This is a genomic window from Microbacterium sp. UBA3486 (assembly GCF_002377845.1).
Taxonomy (GTDB): domain Bacteria; phylum Actinomycetota; class Actinomycetes; order Actinomycetales; family Microbacteriaceae; genus Microbacterium; species Microbacterium maritypicum_A.
Genome location: NZ_DFQP01000002.1, coordinates 1 through 17,347, shown reverse-complemented (window position 1 = coordinate 17,347; position 17,347 = coordinate 1). Strand labels below are relative to the sequence as shown.

Below are 17,347 nucleotides of genomic sequence, written 5' to 3'. Positions count from 1 at the left end.
TTTCGGATCCGCCGCGATAGAGCATCGACCGTACGTCCACGCCTCTTCGCAGCACAGCTCATCGAAAGAAGGACGTGGTCGCGGACTGGTCTTCGGGCCGTCAGGCCCACGTTCCAACGTAACGAAATGGCCGATCAGGGGCAAATCCTGGGTCCGCGGCACGCTCGGGTTTCCGTCGCTGACCGGGGAATTGCACGGGTATTCAACAATCCTTCTGCGTGGCTGGCCGCAGGCCGGAACCGCCCTCTCAGGAGCTGCGGATGCTGCGTGTCACGGTGAACTTCGGCGTGCGTTCCACCTGCACGGTCGCACCGACCAGCCGGGTGAGTTCGGGGCGGTACGCGAGCGAAGAGTTGTAGACGGTGAAGAGTTCGCCGCCCGGTCGGAGCAGGCGCGCCGCGGCCTCGAACAGCCGGGTCGCCGCCCCCGTGTGGATGCTCGCGCCGAGGTGGAACGGCGGGTTCAGCAGGATCACGTCGAAGGAGGCGTCCGGCAGCTCGGAGGCCGCGTCATCATGGGTGACCGTGACCCGGTCGGCGACGCCGTTCGCGGCGACCGTCGCCCGCGCGGATGCCACAGCGGCGGCGGATCGGTCGGTCGCCGTCACACGCGCATCGGGGTGAGCGAGCGCGTACGAGACGGCGAGCGCTCCCGTGCCGCAGCCGAGATCGAGCACGCGCGGCGCGGCGGCCGGCGGCTGAGCACGGAGCGCGTCGAGCAGCACACGCGTGCCGATGTCGAGGCGCGCGCCCGCGAAGGCTCCGCCATGGGCGACCAAGGTCAGCCCGTCATGCTGCGCGGTCACGGGGTACGGCGGATCGACCGGGACCGGCAGGGCTTCCGACGCCACGATCAGACGCGACTTCCGCTCGGCGCGTTGGGGCTGAACCCGCGCGAAGCTGCGTCCCAGCACCTCGTTCTGCGTGAGGGTCATGTGCTTCACCCGCCCTCCGGCGACGAGCACCACGTCGGGAGCCGCCCAGCGGGCGACCGCATCCGCGATCTCCTCGAGCTCCGCGAGCGCCTTCGTCAGCTGCAGCAGCACCAGTTTCGCGCCGGTGAGCAGTTCGGCATCGAGCTCGCGGAGGCGGAACGGTTCGTCGAAACCCAGACCATCCGACTCACCCTCGGCGTGTTGCGGGGCGACGCGCCGCACCGGGGCGTCCTCGTCTCCGTCTCGGCCGTCCACGACGGCGAGTCCGAGCTCCTCGGCGTTGCGCAGCAGAGCCCGCCGACCGGTCGCGAGGTCCTGATGTACGCGGATGCCGTGTCTCCCGGCGGCGACGAGAGCGAGGGTGATCGCACCGTACTCCTCACCGATCACCACGGTCTCGGAGCCGGCGACATCGAGCGCGAGCGCCCGTTCGACGAGCAGCAGATCGGTCGCGTCATGAGCCTGGAGGTTGTCCGCCTCGACGTCGGGCCAGCGGCGCAGGCGGCTGTAGGGGAACTCCGGCACCAGCCCACTGTACGCGGCGGCCGTAAGGATTTCGCATGCGTTGTTTTCGCCCGATTCACAAGTTTGTGAATCGGGCGTACGCTCCCGCGCATGACCACCGTCATCACCACCCGGAACCTCACCAAGCACTACGGCCACGTGCACGCTCTCGACGGCCTCGACCTCACGGTCGAACACGGCCAGGTGCACGGCTTCCTCGGCCCGAACGGTGCGGGCAAGTCGACCACCATCCGCGTCCTCCTCGGCCTCGCGCGGCGCACCGGGGGCGAGACGACCGTGTTCGGTGAGGACCCCTGGAATCACGCGGTCGAGCTGCATCGACGCATCGCGTACGTTCCCGGTGACGTCAGCGTCTGGCCCAACCTGTCGGGAGGTGAGGCCGTCGATCTGCTCGCCCGGCTGCGGGGAGCGCACACCAAGGATCCCGCCTACCAGCACGAGAAGAAGCGGCTGATGGACGCGTTCCAGTTCGATCCGCGCAAGAAGGGACGCGCCTACTCGAAGGGAAACCGGCAGAAGGTCGCCCTCATTGCGGCGTTCGCGGTGCCCGCCGACCTCTACATCCTCGACGAGCCCACCAGCGGCCTCGATCCCCTGATGGCGGTCATCTTCCAGCGCGAGGTCGCCCGTGCGCATGCGAACGGTGCGACCGTGCTGCTGTCGAGCCACATCATGAGTGAGGTCGAGCAGTTGTGCGACCGGGTGTCGATCATCCGCGCCGGCCGCATCGTCGAGACCGGCACGCTCACGGAGCTGCGGCACCTCACGCGCAGTGACGTGTCGTTCACCCCCTCCGGAGCCACCCTCGAGCAGGTCGCCCGCATCCCGGATGTGCACAGCCCGGAGCAGCAGGGCGACCGCATCCGCCTCGCCGTCGACAGCGACCGCACGGCCACCGTGCTTCCCGCGCTCGCGGCCCTCGGCATCAGCGACCTGCGCGTCGCGCCGCCTTCGCTCGAGGAGCTGTTCCTGCGCCACTACGGCGATGACCTCGCGACGCTCGAGGCCGCGGAGGACGGTCGGACGGACGACGCGAGCCCCTCCACCCGCCGCGAGCGGCGTGCGCAGAAGGAGCGTGCGTGATGAGCGCCTTCGGAGTGCTGCTCCGACAGCGGCTGCGGCGTGACCGGCTGCAGCTGACCCTGTGGATCGTCGGCACGGCGCTGATGGCGTTCGCGGGGTACGCCGGTGTCAGCCAGTCGTACGCCACCCTCGCCGACCGGCAGAACATCCTGGCCGCGGCGCTCGCGAACCCGGTGATCCTGATGTTCCGCGGCCTCCCCTCCGGCACATCCGAGGGCGCCTTCCTCGCCTTCGAGGTGCTGCCGTGGCTGGCGCTGCTCGCCGCACTCATGAGCACGTTCCTCGCCGTGCGGCACACCCGCGGCGATGAGGAGGCCGGGCGCGCCGAGCTCGTGTGGGCGACTCCGGCCGGACGCCGCCTGCCGACGATCGCCACCATCGTGCACGGCATCCTGGCGAACGTCGTGCTGGCCGCGCTCACAACGCTCGCGCTGGTCGCCACCGGACTCCCGGCGGGAGGATCGCTCCTCACCGGAGCTGCGGCCGCGTCGTGCGGCATCGCATTCCTCGGCATCGGCCTGCTGGCCGCACAGTTCATGCGCACCTCGCGCGGGGCGAACTCCCTGACGGTCTGGGTGCTCGTGGCGACGTTCCTGATCCGCGGCATCGGCAACGCGGCAGGAACCCCGAGCGATGACCTCACGAGCATGACGAGCGCCTGGCCCGCCTGGCTCTCCCCCTTCGGCTGGGTCGAGCAGACCCGCCCGTACGACACCGATATCGTCTGGCCGATGCTGCTCGGGCTCGGTTTCGGGTTCGTGCTCGCCGGTGCCGCCGTCGCCCTGCAGTCGCTGCGCGACATCTGCCGGTTTCGTCGCGGAGCGCCTCGGCCGGGTCTCGGCACGACCGACCCTCGCCTCGCCCCATGCCCTGGCGTGGCGGCTCACCTCCGGCTCGATCGTGGGCTGGGCGATCGGAGGCGCCATCACGGGTATCCTCGCCACCACGCTGAGCGGGCTGGTCGACCAGATCTCGGGCGAGAATCCGGCCGTCGCCGACATCCTGAAGAAGATCGGAGGCGCGACGGGCGGACTCGACGAGGTCGTCGTCACGGTGTTCTTCACCCTGCTCGGGATCCTGGCCGCGTGCTGTGCAGTACAGACGGTGGTGCGCGCGCGACAGGAGGAGGCCCATGGCACCGCCGAGGCCGTGCTCGCCACCCCGGTCGGTCGCGTGCGCTGGCTCGCCGACTTCGTGATCGTCGGGATCGTCGCGGTGCTGATCGTGGTCGCCGCCGCGGTGCTCGCCGGCTGGGCGGGTGTCTGGTCGAACGGCGGCGACGCGTCGCTCTACCGCATCGTCGCGGTGGCCGGGCTCGGCCAGGCGGTCGCGGCCTCGATCTTCGCGGTGCTCACTGCGCTGGTGTTCGTGCTCCTCCCCCGGGCGACGACAGCGGTGGCGTGGAGCCTCGTGCTGCTCGCGGCCCTGCTCGGCATGTTCGGCCCCCTGTTCGGACTGCCGGAATGGAGTGCGAACCTCTCGCCCTTCGCCGTGACCCCCGTGGTGGACGGCAGCGGCGTGGACGTGCGCGGCCTCTGGTGGCTGATGCTCGCGCTGGCCGCTGGAGCTGCAGGATCCCTGGCCCTGATGAGGCGGCGCGAACTCGCCCCCGGAGCATAGGAGGACTCCGATGGCCGACGACAGCACCGACGACCTCGACCCCGAGGCGTCGATTCGCCACAGCGACTCCCACCGCGGGATGGAACCCGCTGAGCAGGCCGCGGCCATGATGACCGCGGCCGGGATGCCACGCATGCCCGCCCGCGTGATGATGGCGCTGATCGCCGCCCCCGAGGGCGGATACACCGCCGCCCAGCTCGGCGAGCGCCTCGGGGTCTCGGCAGCCGCCGTCTCCGGTGCGGTGCGTTACCTGCAGCAGCTGCACTTCATCCAGCGCCGCTCACGACCCGGCGACCGGCGCGACCGCTACGAGTTCGTGCACGATCCGTTCTACAGCTCGATCGTCGGGAACATGCCGGTGTACTCGCGCCTGTCGGAGTACATCGACGACATCGCCGCCGCGCACGACGACGACCAGGGCGCGCATGACCGGGCCGTCGAACTGGCCGAATTCTTCCGCTTCCTCTCCGTGCGCATGCTGCAGATCGTCGAGGACTGGCGCGAGCACCGCCGCGACGGCGACTGACCGCAGCGCCCACAGGGCTTGCGCAGGTAACAGGATCGACACACAATGGATATCAAATAGATCATTTTGAGCTGTTTGATGAGTGCATCGACGCACGAGGAGCCATCGCATGACCCTGACCATCGCCGGATTGCAGCATCACGGCACGCCCGGCGATGTGGATGCCAACCTCGCCGCGATCGCCGGCGCGGCGCGCGAGGCCGCTTCGTCCGGTGCTCGCATCCTCGTCACCCCCGAGATGTTCGTGACCGGATACAACATCGGCGACAGACTCGCCGCGCTGGCAACACCGGAGCTCTTCGCCCGCGTCGCGCGCATCGCGCAGGAGGCGGGGATCGCAATCGTCGCGGGGCTCCCCGAGCCGATGGCCGACGGCGGCATCGCGAACTCCCTCCTCTTCGTCGAGCGCGACGGCACCGAGGTGCTGCGCTACCGGAAGACCCACCTGTTCGGGTCCCTCGATCACAGCCTCTTCGTCGCGGGCGACACCCTCCCCGACACCGTCGAGATCGACGGAGTCCGCGTGTCCTTCCTCATCTGCTACGACGTCGAGTTTCCCGAGACCGTGCGTCGGGCGTCGCTCGGCGGTGCGGATGTGGTCATCGTGCCGACGGCGCAGATGGAACCTTACGCGCACATCGCCGAGCGGCTCATCCCGGTCCGCGCCTGGGAGAACCAGATCCATGTCGTCTACGTGAACCGGGTCGGAGCAGAAAGCGACCTCACCTATGTCGGTCGCAGCAGCATCGTCGGCCCGGACGGCACGATTCTCGCCTCCCTCGGCGCTCACGAGCCCGGCCTGATGATCGCCTCGATCGACCCCGCCGCGACCCGACGCGCCCACCAGGAGAACCCTTACCTCGACGATCGCCGCCCCGAGCTGTACTGAACGCCCGCCTCCCTCGTTCCGCTCGTCGGACCTCTGCGAAAGCGACACCATGACCGTTTCCCCCCTCACCGAGCCGCGCCAGCGCCTCCACGGCCGCCTCGGCACCGGAGCCATCGTCTTCATGGTGATCGCCGCGGCCGCTCCGCTCACCGTCATCGGCGGCAATGTACCCATCGCGATCGGCGCCGGCAACGGCCCCGGAGCCCCGATCGGCTTCGCACTCGCTGCCATCATCCTGCTCGTCTTCTCGGTGGGATTCGTCACGATGACGCCCTTCGTGAAGGAAGCAGGTGCGTTCTTCTCCTACGTCACCGCCGGCATCGGCTCACGGTTCGGGCTCGGCTCAGCGTTCACTGCACTCGTGGCCTATACCGCGATCCAGGTCGGCATCTACGGATACATGGGCTGGGCTGTCGACGACCTCGTGACCTTCTTCGGCGGTCCGAGCCTGCCATGGTGGCTGTACTCCTTCGCGACGATGGCCGTCGTGGCTGTACTCGGATACCGCCACATCGATCTGAGCGCCAAGGTGCTGGGCGTGGCCCTCGCACTCGAGATCCTGGTTGTCGTGATCCTCGACGTGGTCATCTTCTCCACGGGTGGAGCAGAAGGCATCGCGCTCGAGACGTTCGACCCGTCGTACGTGTTCTCCGGCGGGATCGGAGTCGCCGTGCTGTTCGCGCTCACTGGATTCATCGGCTTCGAGGCCACTGCCGTGTTCCGCGACGAAGCCCGCAATCCCGAGAAGACCATTCCGCGCGCGACCTACCTCGCGGTCATCATCATCGGAGTGTTCTACGCCATCTCATGCTGGGCACTCGTCACCGGGGTCGGCGCGAGCAACGCAGTCGCGGTCGCTCAGCAGACACTGGCCGGCGAAGGCAACCTGCTCCTCGACACCACCACGGAATACCTCGGCCCCATCCTGCGCGATGTCGTGCAGGTGCTGCTCATCACGAGCCTGTTCGCGTGCGTGCTCTCGTTCCACAACGTCATCGCCCGCTACCAGTTCACCCTCGCGCAGAAGGCCGTGCTGCCCGCCCGGCTCGGTCGCCGCCACGCCTCCCATCATTCACCGGCATTCTCGTCGGTCGTGCAGACGATCACGGCGGCGATCCTGTTGGCTGCGCTCGCGCTCCTCGGGCTCGACCCGCTCGTCGGCGTATTCGGTTCCATGGCGGGCGTGGCCACCGTCGGCATGGTGCTGCTGATGCTCACGACTTCGATCGCGGTGCTGGTCTTCTTCGTCCGCCGACCCGAGCTCGCCGCCGGCCATTTCTGGGGGGCGCGCGTCTTCCCCGTCCTCGCCGTCGTCGGCCTCGCGTTCGCCCTCTGGCTCGTGCTGTCGAACTTCACGCTCGTGACCGGCGGAAGCGTCGCCGTGAGCGTCGTACTCGCCCTCGTGCCCGTTGTGGCCATGCTCATCGGTATCGTGTGGGGTGGGCGATTCCGGCTCGAGACCAGTCCGGTCGAGGAACACCAGGCGGGCTGAACGGCGCCGCCCGAAACGAGACGAGGGGCGTGCGATGGACCTGGCCTCCCCCGCCCTCGGCTCGATCCGCCGCACGACGGCCGTCGACACGGTGCGCGCGCGCATCTCCCTCGCGGTCGAGCTCGGCATGCTGACCCCGGGGCAACGACTGCCGGGGCCGGAAGACACGGCGCGCGCGTTCGAGGTCAGTGAGATGACGGTGCGGAGGGCGTACCGCCAGCTGAGTGACGAGGGGGTCGTGGTGCGACGCCCCGGACACGCGGGCGGCACGTTCATCGCGGACATCCCGACGATCGGCACCGTCGTCGAGATCGACGCCTACCGTGCAGACGCGGCGCACGTGCACGCCCTCATCGATCAGCGCGCGACCCTCGAGGCCGGTCTCGCAACCCTGGTCAGCGCGCGCCAGGACGCCGAGGCGCTCGCTCGTCTCGACGCGCTGGTCGACGAGATGCGGGCAGCCTCGGACTGGACCGGCTTCCGCACGGCCGATGCCGCGTTCCACGCAGGGCTGGCCGAGGCGTCCGGCGTTCGCGCGGCGGCCGATCTGCACCACCGGGTGTCGCATGAGCTCTACGCCTACTTCATCCCCTACCGGATCGAGTATCTGCGCTCCTCGAACGAGGAGCACGCCCGACTGGTCGAGGCCCTTCGTGAGGGCGATGCCGCGTCGGCGAGCCGTCTCGCCTTCGACCATGTCGCCGAACTGCACTCCTCCATGTACATCGGCCTTCCGCCGGTCTGACGTCACCCCGACAGTTCGGATTCCCCCACCCTCTTGACACCCGCGCGGGTTGCATGGTTACTTAGTCGAGTAAGTAACCCACTAACCCAGCGGAGGACTCGTGATCGAAGAAGGCAAGCCGCTCTTCCTCCAGATCGCCGAGCAGATCGAGGACTCGATCGTCGACGGCTCGCTCGCCGAGGAGGCGCAGGCCCCTTCCACGAACGAGCTGGCCGCGTTCTATCGCATCAACCCCGCCACCGCAGCGAAGGGAGTCGCCATGCTCACCGACAAGGGAGTGCTCTACAAGCGCCGAGGCATCGGCATGTTCGTCGCCGACGGCGCCAGGGAGCTGCTCCTCGGCGAGCGCCGTGCCGCCTTCGCCGACCGCTACATCGACCCGCTCCTCGCCGAGGCCCGCACGCTCGGGCTCGGCGCCGAAGACCTCGCGGCCCTGCTCCGGCAGCGCGCCGCACTGACCACCGACGCAGAAGGGAAGAACCCCGCATGACCACCGTCATCGAGGTGCAGAACCTCAGCAAGCGCTACAAGGAGAAGCGAGCCCTCGACAACGTGTCGCTCGCCATCGAGGGTGGCGCCATCTACGGCCTCCTCGGTCGCAACGGGGCAGGGAAGACGACACTCATGTCGATCCTCACGGCCCAGAACTTCGAATCGTCCGGCACCGTGAAGGTGTTCGGCGAGCACCCGTATGAGAATGCGCACGTGCTCAGCCGGATCTGCTTCGTCCGCGAGAGCCAGAAGTACCCCGACGACGCGTACCCCAAGCACGCCTTCAAGGCTGCGAGCCTGTTCTTCCCGAACTGGGACCAGTCGCTCGCCGACGAGCTCATCGCCGAGTTCCAGCTGCCGATGAAGCAGACCATCAAGAAGCTCTCCCGCGGACAGCTCTCCGCGGTCGGCGTCATCATCGGACTCGCCTCGCGCGCCGAGATCACGTTCTTCGACGAGCCCTACCTCGGCCTCGACGCGGTCGCCCGGCAGATCTTCTACGACCGTCTGATCGAGGACTACGCCGAGCACCCGCGCACCGTCATCCTCTCGTCGCACCTGATCGACGAGGTCTCCAACCTCATCGAGAAGGTCATCGTGATCGACAACGGCCGGATCCTCCTGAACGAGGACACGGATGCGGTGCGTAACCGCGCCGTGACCGTGGTGGGTGACGCCGCGAAGGTCGACGCCTGGGTGGGAGCCCGCGAGGTGCTGCACCGTGAGGCGCTCGGCCGCGTGGCCTCCGTCACCGTCCTCGGTGCCGTGTCCCCGGCGGAGCGTGCGGAGATCACGGCCTCCGGGCTCGACCTCGCGCCGGTCTCGCTGCAGCAGCTGATCGTGCGCCTCACCCAGAAGGCCGAGGCCGACTCCACGAGATCGGCCGCCACGAAAGAGGAGGTGCGCTGATGCGACGCACGCTCAACGTCATCCGCCTGCAGATGATCAATCGACAGACGTTCATCTGGGTCCCGCTGATCGTCCTCGCCGGAGCAACACTGATCTCGGTGCTGATCTACGCGATGATCCCGGGGGACTCCCCTAAATACGGCGGCGGCGGCCAGGCGCCCCTCTGGTACTTCTTCGCCATCGGGCTGTCGGCGATGACGCTCACGTTCCCGTTCTCCCAGGCGATGAGCATCACACGTCGCGAGTTCTTCTTCGGCACGATGCTGACCGCGGTGCTCGCCAGCACGTTCATGGGCGCACTCTTCCTGGTCGGTGGGGGCATCGAGGTCGCCACGAACGGCTACGGCGTGAACGGCTGGGTGTTCTATCTTCCGTGGCTATGGGAGGCGGGACCGCTCGGGGCCTTCATCGTCTACTTCACGCTCGCGCTGTTCTTCTTCGTGGTCGGCTTCACGGGCGCCACGATCTACAAGAGCTGGGGGCTGACGGTCCTGACGATCACGTGGATCGCGCTGGCACTTATCCTCGTCGGAATCGTGTACCTCGTGACCAGGCTCGAGCTGTGGGGACAGGTCTGGACCGGGATCGGCGATCTGGGGGCCCTCGGCCTCGCGCTGTGGGGCCTCGTGGTCACCGCGGCCCTCATGGGCGTCTCGTTCCTCGCCTTCCGCAGAGCCATCCCCTAGATCCGACCGCCTCGTCGACGCCGGTCGCCCTCCCGGGCGGCCGGCGTCGCGTGTGCGCGCTACCCGTACGTCCCCGAGGACGCAACCCGCTCGCCCCCGACGCACAGGACGCATAGGCTCGCGGAACCACCCGCCCCTACCGCACACGCCCCGACCGCGCCCACCCCGACCGAGAGGACGCCGTGCCACAGACCCGCACCCGGCTCCGGGTACGACGAGCAGGAGTCCAACGCGCACTCCACGACGCCGTCCGCCCCGCCCGCCTCCTGCTCGTCGCCAAGACGACCCTCGCGGTCGGACTGGCCTGGATGATCGCCCCGCACATGCCCGGGGTCACCGACGAGTACCCCTACTACGCTCCGCTCGGGGCCCTGTTGAGCATGTACCCGACGCTGATGGGTTCGGCGAAGTCGAGTCTGCAGACGCTGCTCGGCCTCGCCACGGGCATCGGGCTCGCCACGATCGTGGTGCTGACGATCGGCCCGACCTGGTGGAGCATCCCGCTGGTGGTCGGGGTCGGAGTGCTGCTCTCCGGCACGGGCTGGTTCGGTGTCGGTCGCGAGTACGTGCCGATGGCCGCGCTGTTCGTGCTGATCATCGGCGGGCAGGACGCCGATGACTACTCGCTCGGCTACCTGACCCAGACGGCCGTCGGGGTGATCGTCGGGTTGCTGGTGAACCTCATCATCGCGCCGGCGCCCCTGACCGTCGCGGCAGCCGGGCGGGTGGCGGCCTTCCGGGAGCAACTGGCCGCGCACCTGCACGACATCGGCTCCGCGGTCTCGGAGTCGTGGCCTCCGGAGCACGAGCAATGGGCCGACGATGCGGCCTCGCTCGCCGACACGTCCTCCGCGCTGCGCTCGGCTCTGACGGAGGCGGACGAGAGCAGACGCGGCAACCCTCGCGCCAAGGGCCATCGCACCCGGATCCAGCAGAGCCACGATGAACTCGCCGCCCTCGACCGCATCGCGCACCTCATCCGCGACATCTCCGACGAGATCGCCGACACCATCTGGGATCGGCCGGCCGGCCTGGCGCTCGACCCCGCCCTGCCGGATCCCCTGTCCGCGGCCTGTCACGCGGTCGCCGACGTGATCGCTCGCGGTGACGCCTCGTCCAGTGACGATCACCGCGCTCGCGGCGAGGCGGCCCGTGCGATCCGACTGCTTCTCGAGACCGTCGACGACCGCACCATCGATGTCCGGCGGTCGATGGGACCCGGCGTGCTCACCGCCATGCATCTGCGGCGGATCCTGATCCTGAGCGGGACGCCCGCCCCGGCGGAGGAGTAGCAGCCTGAGCCGCGTCAGATGGTGTCGTCGGCGGCGATCAGATCCAGTTGCCAGTACCGGCCCTCGGAGTCGGAACTGTCGTGGGCATCATCGGCAGCGCTCAAGACGTCGTTGATCTTCACCATCACATCGTCGAACTCCGACTCGGTGAGCCGGATGGTGCGCTGGGTGAAGGCGGCGTGCACCTCGGCCGTGCGCCCGGCCACGTACTCCGGGGTCCAGGCCATCACCCGGCGGATCAGATCCTGATGGTCCTCGACGAGGGCGGCGATCACCGCAGAGCCGAGAGCCTCGTCGGCGACGGGGCTCTCGGGCCCTCCGACGTTGAGCGCACCCTTGTGTCCGGTCCAGACACGATCGCGCCGATCGCGGGCCTTGTCGGGCGCCTCTTCGATGAGCCCGGCGTCGGCGAGCGCGCGCAGATGGAAGCTCGCACTGTTCGCCGGCACGCCCAGTTCCGTCGCGATATCGGCGGCGCGGAGGAACTCCCGCCGCGAGAACAGCCGGATCATCTGGCGCCGCAGTGGGTGCGAGTAGGCCTTGAGCATGGCCGAGGTCATCCAGACGGGATCGTCGCTGGTGCTCTTCGCGGTGTCCTCCGTCATGTGCCGATCCTACCCGCACCCAGAATTGCGCAATAAGAGTTGCGCAATAGTTCTTGCGCATCTATTCTCAAGACATGACCACCGTCACCGCGCCCCACCGCCTGTGGCGCAACACCCGATACCTCACCTGGCTGGTGAGCGACACGAGCAAGGGCCTCGCGGCCTCGCTGTTCGGCTTCGCCATCCCCCTGCTCGCACTGATCGTGACGAACGATCCCGCCCAGGCCGGCATCATCGGCGGTGCCGGCATGGTCGCCCGACTCCTCATGACCCTGGCCGGCGGCGTGCTGGCCGACCGCCACCGCCGCATCGCGTTGATGCTCCTCGGCTCCCTCATCGGCATCGTGCTCGCGGGCGGCTTCACCCTTCTCGCCCTCGGTGATGCGATGACGTTCGGGTCACTGCTGGTGATCGACGTGCTGCTCGCCGCGCGCAGTGGGCTCTTCGACGTCGCGGGCGAGAGTGCGATCAAGGAGATCGTGCCCGACGACGCGATGGGCCGTGCCCAAGCCGCGAACCAGGGACGCGATGCCGCTCTCCAGCTCGCAGGCGGTCCGCTCGGCGGCCTGCTGCTGGGCGTGGGCGGATGGCTCGTCGGCGTGGTCATGACGCTGTGTCACGCGATCGCGGCCCTGACCGCGTGGATGCTGGGGCGTCAGGTGCGCCGTGCTGGGATGATCGACACGGGTGCGGATGACGTCGCCGAGCTGAGTACCGTCGTCGAGCCCGGTGTGGCCGTGAAGCCGAACGCCTGGGCGGAACTGCGCGAGGGATTCGGCTGGCTGCTCTCCCGCCCCGACCTCGGCGGAGTGCTGCTCATCACGACGGTCATCAACCTCGGCTTCAACGCCACGATCACGACCATCATCTACGCCCTCCAGCAGGACGGCTACTCCGAGCTGCTGATCGGCACCCTGAGCGCGTCGATCGGAGCCGTGATGCTCGTGGGCGCGGTCTGTGCACCGCTGCTCGTGCCGAGGATCAAGGCCGGCGTCCTGACCATCGCCGGACTCACGGTCGTCTCGATCGGCGCGATCGCCCTCTCGATGGTGACCGATCCCTGGGCCATCGCGGTGGTGCTCGGCGCCTCGGTTCTCCTGATCCCCGCGCTCAACGCCGGGATGATGGGCTACTTCATGGTCGCCACCCCGAGCCATCTGCTCGGTCGTGCCAACAGCGCCGCCGGAGTCCTCGGCATGGGTGCGATGCCGCTCGCACCGCTCATCGCGGGCTTCGGGCTCGCGTGGATCGGGAGGGAGTGGACCATCCTGATCTGCGCCGCACTGTGCCTGATCTCGGTCGTGCTCGCCGTGAGCAACCGTGCGCTGCGGGCGCTCCCGGTCGAGTCAGGCTGGGCCGCGCACGCGAAGCAGTACGAGACGGTTTGACGCCGCGCGGCGGTGAGGCCCGACCCTTCCGGCCTAGAGAACGCCGGTCAGCGCCGCGATGCCGGCGAGCAGGGAGACCAGGGCGAGCGCGAGCGCGATCCCGATGAGCACCGCGTGCACCTTGAGGAACGCGGTGGCCCTGCCGTTCTCATCCCGCGCCCGCGGATCCTTGGCGACGCGCTTGTAGAACTGCGGCCAGACGAGAGCGTTGAAGGCGGCATTGAGGAAGAGCACGACGGCGAGGGGGATCACCCCTCCACGCTATCGGCGTCACCTATGCGCGCGACCCACCGGGGAGCCGCGGGATTCTTGGATGCAGACATGTATCAGAAAGCCCTTGCCGCGCTCCTGGTAGGTGTGATCACAATGGGCTTCATGATCGACGGTGCACCCGGCACCGCTCACGATCCTGCCTCGGACGACGGGCGCGCACGCTGGGAGCGCGCCGCGGATCTGTTCGGTGCATGGCGCGAGAGCGACGGCCGCGCGATGGACGAGCTCGTACGGCTGATGACGCCCGTGCTCTGGCACGTCGTGCGCGCGTACGGGCTCGAACGCACGCTCGCCGAAGACGTCGTGCAGACCACGTGGCTGCAGCTCGTCCGCGGTCACGGGTCGATCAGCGATCCTCGCGCCGTGTCTGCCTGGCTCACGACCACCGCGCGCCGCGAGGCCTGGAAGGTCGCGAAGGCGCATGGCAAGGTCGACACGGCCGAAGCAGACGACCTCGACACGCTTCTTCCCGAGCAGGCCTCGGCTGAGGAGCACGCGGCGCTCGGCGACGAGAACCGTCGCCTGTGGTCGGCCGTGCGCCGCCTCAACGAACGCTGCCAGAAGCTGCTGCGTGTGATCGCTTTCGAGGATCGCCCCGACTATGCGCGCATCGCCAGCGACCTCGCCATGCCCATCGGAAGCATCGGCCCCACACGCAATCGGTGCCTCGCCAAGCTGCGCGCCCTGCTGGACGCGCCGCCGGCAGCGCAGACAGGGGGACTCGCATGACCGAGCATGAGGATGCCCAGATGTTCGCCCGGCTCCGCTCCCTGTGGAGCGAGGTCGATCCGATGCCCGCCGGCCTGATCGATCGCATGGTCGCCGCGGTCGCCGCCGACGGCCTGAACCGCGAGTACGCGCTTCTGACCCTCGTGGAGGGACAGTTCGGCGCGGTGCGGGGCGAAGCGGATGCGCTCACCCTGCAGTTCAGCGACGGCTCCACGAGCATCCTGCTGCACGTGACGACCACCGCGTCCGGTCACCGCCGCGTCGACGGCTGGGTCGACACCGCTGCCGCGGAGATCGTGCTGACGCAGGGCGAGAAGACACGGTCGGTCTCGCCGGAGGAGACAGGACGCTTCGTGTTCGACGATGTGCCTCCCGGCCTCACACGCGTGAGCCTGACGACCGTGATCGGGGACGAGACGCGCACCCTCGCGACCCCGCAGTTCGAGCTGTGATCGCGGGCACCGCCCGTCGATGAGGACGCGGGGCGACCCGCACGGAGAGGATGACGCATGGATCAGCCCAAGGGATGGACCTGGCAGGACCGCGCGGAGGGATCGATCCGCCGAGGCACGGCACTCGACCCGAGCACGGAACCGGTGGACGGCATCCGCGCGTTTCCGACGGCGTACCTGCCGGAGCGGCTGCTGATCACCCGCGCCCTCGGCGACGAAGAGGCCTACGACCGCGAGGTGCGCACCCTGCGTGATGCAGCCGACACCTTCGGATGGCAGCTCGAGATCGAGGACGGCACCCGCTCGGCACTCGACGGCGAGCTGGTTCCGGGAGTCCCCGGCTTCCTGCGCGCACGGCTGCGCACCCCCGACGAACCGGTCCGCGGCGAATCGCCCGTCGCACCCGACGCCTGGCGTGTGCTCCAGCGCGCCCGCCGCATGTCCCGCTCCACGATGCCGCGCACGAGCCTCGACCACGTACTGTCCATCGACCCGGTCGGGCTCAATCCGTTCACCCGGACGAACCCGTTCACCCGCACCAACCCGTTCACGCGCACCAACCCNNCCCCCCGGCCCCACCCCCCCCCCCCCCCCCACCCCTCCCCCCCCCCCCACCCGGGGGGGGGGCGCCGGAGGGGGCGCGGGCGGCAGCGACGACTACCTCGAGCCCGGACGCGGCGCGCGACAGCCCGTCACCTGGTTGGGCCCCGCTCCGGTGCGCGGGTCCGCTCCGAAGCGCGGACGGCGGCCCGTCGTCGCGGTGCTCGACACCGGCTGCGGCGAACACGCCTGGCTGCCCGCCGACATCGTCACCCGCACTGTCGACCTCGACGGTGTGCCGGTGGGGCTGACCGACGACGCCGACCCGGAGCGCTACCCCGACCTGTACGGGCAGCTCGACGGCGAGATCGACGCGGTCGCCGGGCACGGCACCTTCATCGCCGGGCTCGTCCGACAGGCGGCCCCGGATGCCGACATCCTCTCGATCCGGGTGGCCGGAGCCCTCGGAGTGGTCGACGAGAGCACCCTGCTCGAGACCGTCGCCCAGGTCGTGACGCTGCTCGCCCGCCACCGGGAGGATCCGAACACGGGCTTCCCGATCGATGTGCTGAACCTGTCGCTCAGCTACTACCACGAGACACCGACCGACGGACTCTTCAGCCTCACGCTGTACCAGCTGCTCGCCAAGGCGCGCGAGCTCGGATGCGTGGTGGTGTGCTCGGCCGGGAACGACGCGATCGACCGCCCCTCCTTCCCCGCGTCGCTCTGGCCCTGGCCTGGTGCCGACAACGGCATCCACCCCGACAAGGACGCGCCGCTCGTGTCGGTCGGAGCTCTCAATCCGTCGGCGCAGTCGGTCGCCCTCTTCTCGAACATCGGCCCCTGGGTCCGGGTCTATGCACCGGGCGCGGCCGTGGTGAGCACGTCACCCGCGTTCGTGGGCGGCACCCAGGCGGTGACGAGGGCCGACGTCGACGGTCTCCGCCGCGAGACGATCGACCCCGACGACTATCGCGGCGGATTCGCGATCTGGAGCGGCACCTCCTTCTCCGCCCCGTACGTGGCCGCGCGCGTCGCCGCGCAGCTCGGCACCGTGCCGGTCGGCGGTGTCAGCCCCGGAGCCGCGGCGAAAGCCGTCGCCGCGGTGCTGAAGTCGCTTCCGGATCCCGTGGACTCCGCCTGATCGATCGCGCCTGATGCACCCGGCCTGATGTACCCCCGGGACGAGCCGTCCGTACCGATGCGGGCGGCCCGTCCTGGTGCGCGGGGTGCTCCGTGGAATCCGGGCTCTTCCCTTGCAGACCCGACGCACGGCATTCTGGAGGGATGCCCCTGTCCGCGATCGAGCTGCACCGGCGCGGCGTCGAAGCGGCGAACGCCCGACGATTCACGCAGGCACGACGCGCGCTCGACACGGCATCCACCCGCACCGACGACCCCGACCTCCGCGCGCGCATCGACGGCACGGTCGCCTACGTGCTCGCGCAGACCGGAGAGCCCGCGGCCGCCGAGCAGCTGTGCCGCGAGGCCCTCGGCCGAACGGGCCTCCGTGCGGAGACGATCACGGTGCTCAGCGGCCAGCTCGGCACACTTCTCATGCACGGCGGACGGCTGGCCGAGGCGGAAGTCGAACTGACCCGCGCCATCGACACGCTCACGGCGATCGGAGACGAGACCACCGAGCTCGCGAACTGTCTGATGAACCGTTCGGTGGTGCGGATGCAGCAGCGCGAACTCGAGACCTGCGTCGAGGATCTGCGGCGCGCGGTGGCCGTGTACGAGGCGAACGACGATGACGAGCCCCTGGCCGAGGCGCGGCACAATCTCGGTTATGCGGCGCTGCTCGGGGGCGACCTCGTCACCGCGCTCACCCTGATGACCCGTTCCCGTCCGAAGCTCGCCGCGATCAGCGACCTCGCCGCGGCGATCAGCGACCTCGATCGGGCGGAGGTGCTGCGCGACGCGGGCCTCACGACCGAGGCCGAAGCGCTGCTCGAACAGGTCGCCGCCCAGTTCGGCGCGCAGCGGATGCGGCAAGCCAGGGGCGAGGCGGAATTCCACCTCGCCCGCTCGCTGCTGCGACATGATCCCGCCGCCGCAGAGCGGGCGGCCCGCACCGCCGCCCGACGTTTCACCGCACTCGGGAATCACGGGTGGGCGGCGCGTGCCGAAGCGGTGCGCCTCGAGGCGCAGCAGCGGGCGAAGC

Annotated in this window: 17 protein-coding genes and 1 pseudogene; 15 read left to right on the top strand and 3 right to left on the bottom strand. The window is 69.4% G+C overall.

The features are described from left to right. Positions 1-247 precede the first annotated feature (247 nt). Entirely contained in the window at positions 248-1,459 is a 1,212-nt protein-coding gene (locus B2869_RS00180; protein WP_292761205.1) for a class I SAM-dependent methyltransferase, read from the bottom strand. A 90-nt stretch (positions 1,460-1,549) separates the two neighbouring features. Between B2869_RS00180 and B2869_RS00175 the strand changes: the two genes are divergently transcribed. The 10 genes from B2869_RS00175 to B2869_RS00130 all read left to right on the top strand — a co-directional run bounded on the left by B2869_RS00175 (position 1,550) and on the right by B2869_RS00130 (position 11,193). After that, positions 1,550-2,542, top strand: a complete 993-nt coding sequence (locus B2869_RS00175) for an ABC transporter ATP-binding protein (RefSeq protein WP_292761203.1) — start codon at positions 1,550-1,552, stop codon at positions 2,540-2,542. A gap of 768 nt (positions 2,543-3,310) precedes the next feature. Continuing rightward, entirely contained in the window at positions 3,311-4,162 is an 852-nt protein-coding gene (locus tag B2869_RS00170) for an ABC transporter permease subunit (protein ID WP_292761201.1), read from the top strand. Positions 4,163-4,172: 10 nt separating this feature from the next. Further along, entirely contained in the window at positions 4,173-4,688 is a 516-nt protein-coding gene (locus B2869_RS00165; protein ID WP_292761199.1) for a GbsR/MarR family transcriptional regulator, read from the top strand. A 109-nt stretch (positions 4,689-4,797) separates the two neighbouring features. Continuing rightward, positions 4,798-5,577: a carbon-nitrogen hydrolase family protein gene (locus tag B2869_RS00160; protein WP_292761197.1), complete on the top strand. Its 780-nt coding sequence runs from the start codon at positions 4,798-4,800 to the stop codon at positions 5,575-5,577. Between the two features lie 49 nt (positions 5,578-5,626). Beyond that, positions 5,627-7,069 (top strand): APC family permease, encoded by a 1,443-nt coding sequence (locus B2869_RS00155; protein ID WP_292761194.1) that lies wholly within the window; start codon positions 5,627-5,629, stop codon positions 7,067-7,069. A 34-nt stretch (positions 7,070-7,103) separates the two neighbouring features. Next, on the top strand, positions 7,104-7,814 hold the full coding sequence (locus B2869_RS00150) for a FadR/GntR family transcriptional regulator (protein WP_292761191.1): 711 nt from the start codon (positions 7,104-7,106) through the stop codon (positions 7,812-7,814). Positions 7,815-7,914: 100 nt separating this feature from the next. Then, positions 7,915-8,304, top strand: coding sequence for a GntR family transcriptional regulator (locus tag B2869_RS00145; protein ID WP_029264725.1), 390 nt, complete (start codon positions 7,915-7,917; stop codon positions 8,302-8,304). Beyond that, entirely contained in the window at positions 8,301-9,215 is a 915-nt protein-coding gene (locus B2869_RS00140; protein ID WP_292761184.1) for an ABC transporter ATP-binding protein, read from the top strand. The genes B2869_RS00145 and B2869_RS00140 overlap by 4 nt, the downstream gene beginning before the upstream one ends. After that, positions 9,215-9,901 carry a hypothetical protein gene (locus B2869_RS00135; protein WP_021200146.1) on the top strand — a complete coding sequence of 229 codons (687 nt, stop codon included), beginning with the start codon at positions 9,215-9,217 and terminating at the stop codon, positions 9,899-9,901. The genes B2869_RS00140 and B2869_RS00135 overlap by 1 nt, the downstream gene beginning before the upstream one ends. 182 nt (positions 9,902-10,083) lie before the next feature. Continuing rightward, complete coding sequence (locus B2869_RS00130) at positions 10,084-11,193, top strand: FUSC family protein (protein WP_031207473.1); 1,110 nt, start codon at positions 10,084-10,086, stop codon at positions 11,191-11,193. A gap of 14 nt (positions 11,194-11,207) precedes the next feature. Here B2869_RS00130 and B2869_RS00125 read toward each other — a convergent pair whose 3' ends face one another. Next, positions 11,208-11,798, bottom strand: coding sequence for a winged helix-turn-helix domain-containing protein (locus B2869_RS00125; protein WP_136024575.1), 591 nt, complete (start codon positions 11,796-11,798; stop codon positions 11,208-11,210). 74 nt (positions 11,799-11,872) lie between these two features. Between B2869_RS00125 and B2869_RS00120 the strand changes: the two genes are divergently transcribed. Further along, complete coding sequence (locus B2869_RS00120; RefSeq protein WP_292761174.1) at positions 11,873-13,186, top strand: MFS transporter; 1,314 nt, start codon at positions 11,873-11,875, stop codon at positions 13,184-13,186. Between the two features lie 33 nt (positions 13,187-13,219). On the opposite strand, the gene B2869_RS00115 is transcribed toward B2869_RS00120, so the two are convergent. Beyond that, positions 13,220-13,438, bottom strand: coding sequence for an SCO4848 family membrane protein (locus tag B2869_RS00115; RefSeq protein WP_292761171.1), 219 nt, complete (start codon positions 13,436-13,438; stop codon positions 13,220-13,222). A gap of 69 nt (positions 13,439-13,507) precedes the next feature. Here B2869_RS00115 and B2869_RS00110 point away from each other — a divergent pair, with 69 nt between their 5' ends. The 4 genes and pseudogenes from B2869_RS00110 to B2869_RS00095 all read left to right on the top strand — a co-directional run. After that, entirely contained in the window at positions 13,508-14,188 is a 681-nt protein-coding gene (locus B2869_RS00110) for an RNA polymerase sigma factor (protein WP_292761169.1), read from the top strand. Then, positions 14,185-14,640, top strand: coding sequence for a hypothetical protein (locus B2869_RS00105; RefSeq protein WP_021200140.1), 456 nt, complete (start codon positions 14,185-14,187; stop codon positions 14,638-14,640). The genes B2869_RS00110 and B2869_RS00105 overlap by 4 nt, the downstream gene beginning before the upstream one ends. Before the next feature lie 760 nt (positions 14,641-15,400). Further along, positions 15,401-16,324, top strand: coding sequence for a S8 family peptidase (locus tag B2869_RS00100; protein ID WP_292761162.1), 924 nt, complete (start codon positions 15,401-15,403; stop codon positions 16,322-16,324). Between the two features lie 143 nt (positions 16,325-16,467). Beyond that, positions 16,468-17,347: pseudogene (locus B2869_RS00095) on the top strand (hypothetical protein); the annotation flags it as partial.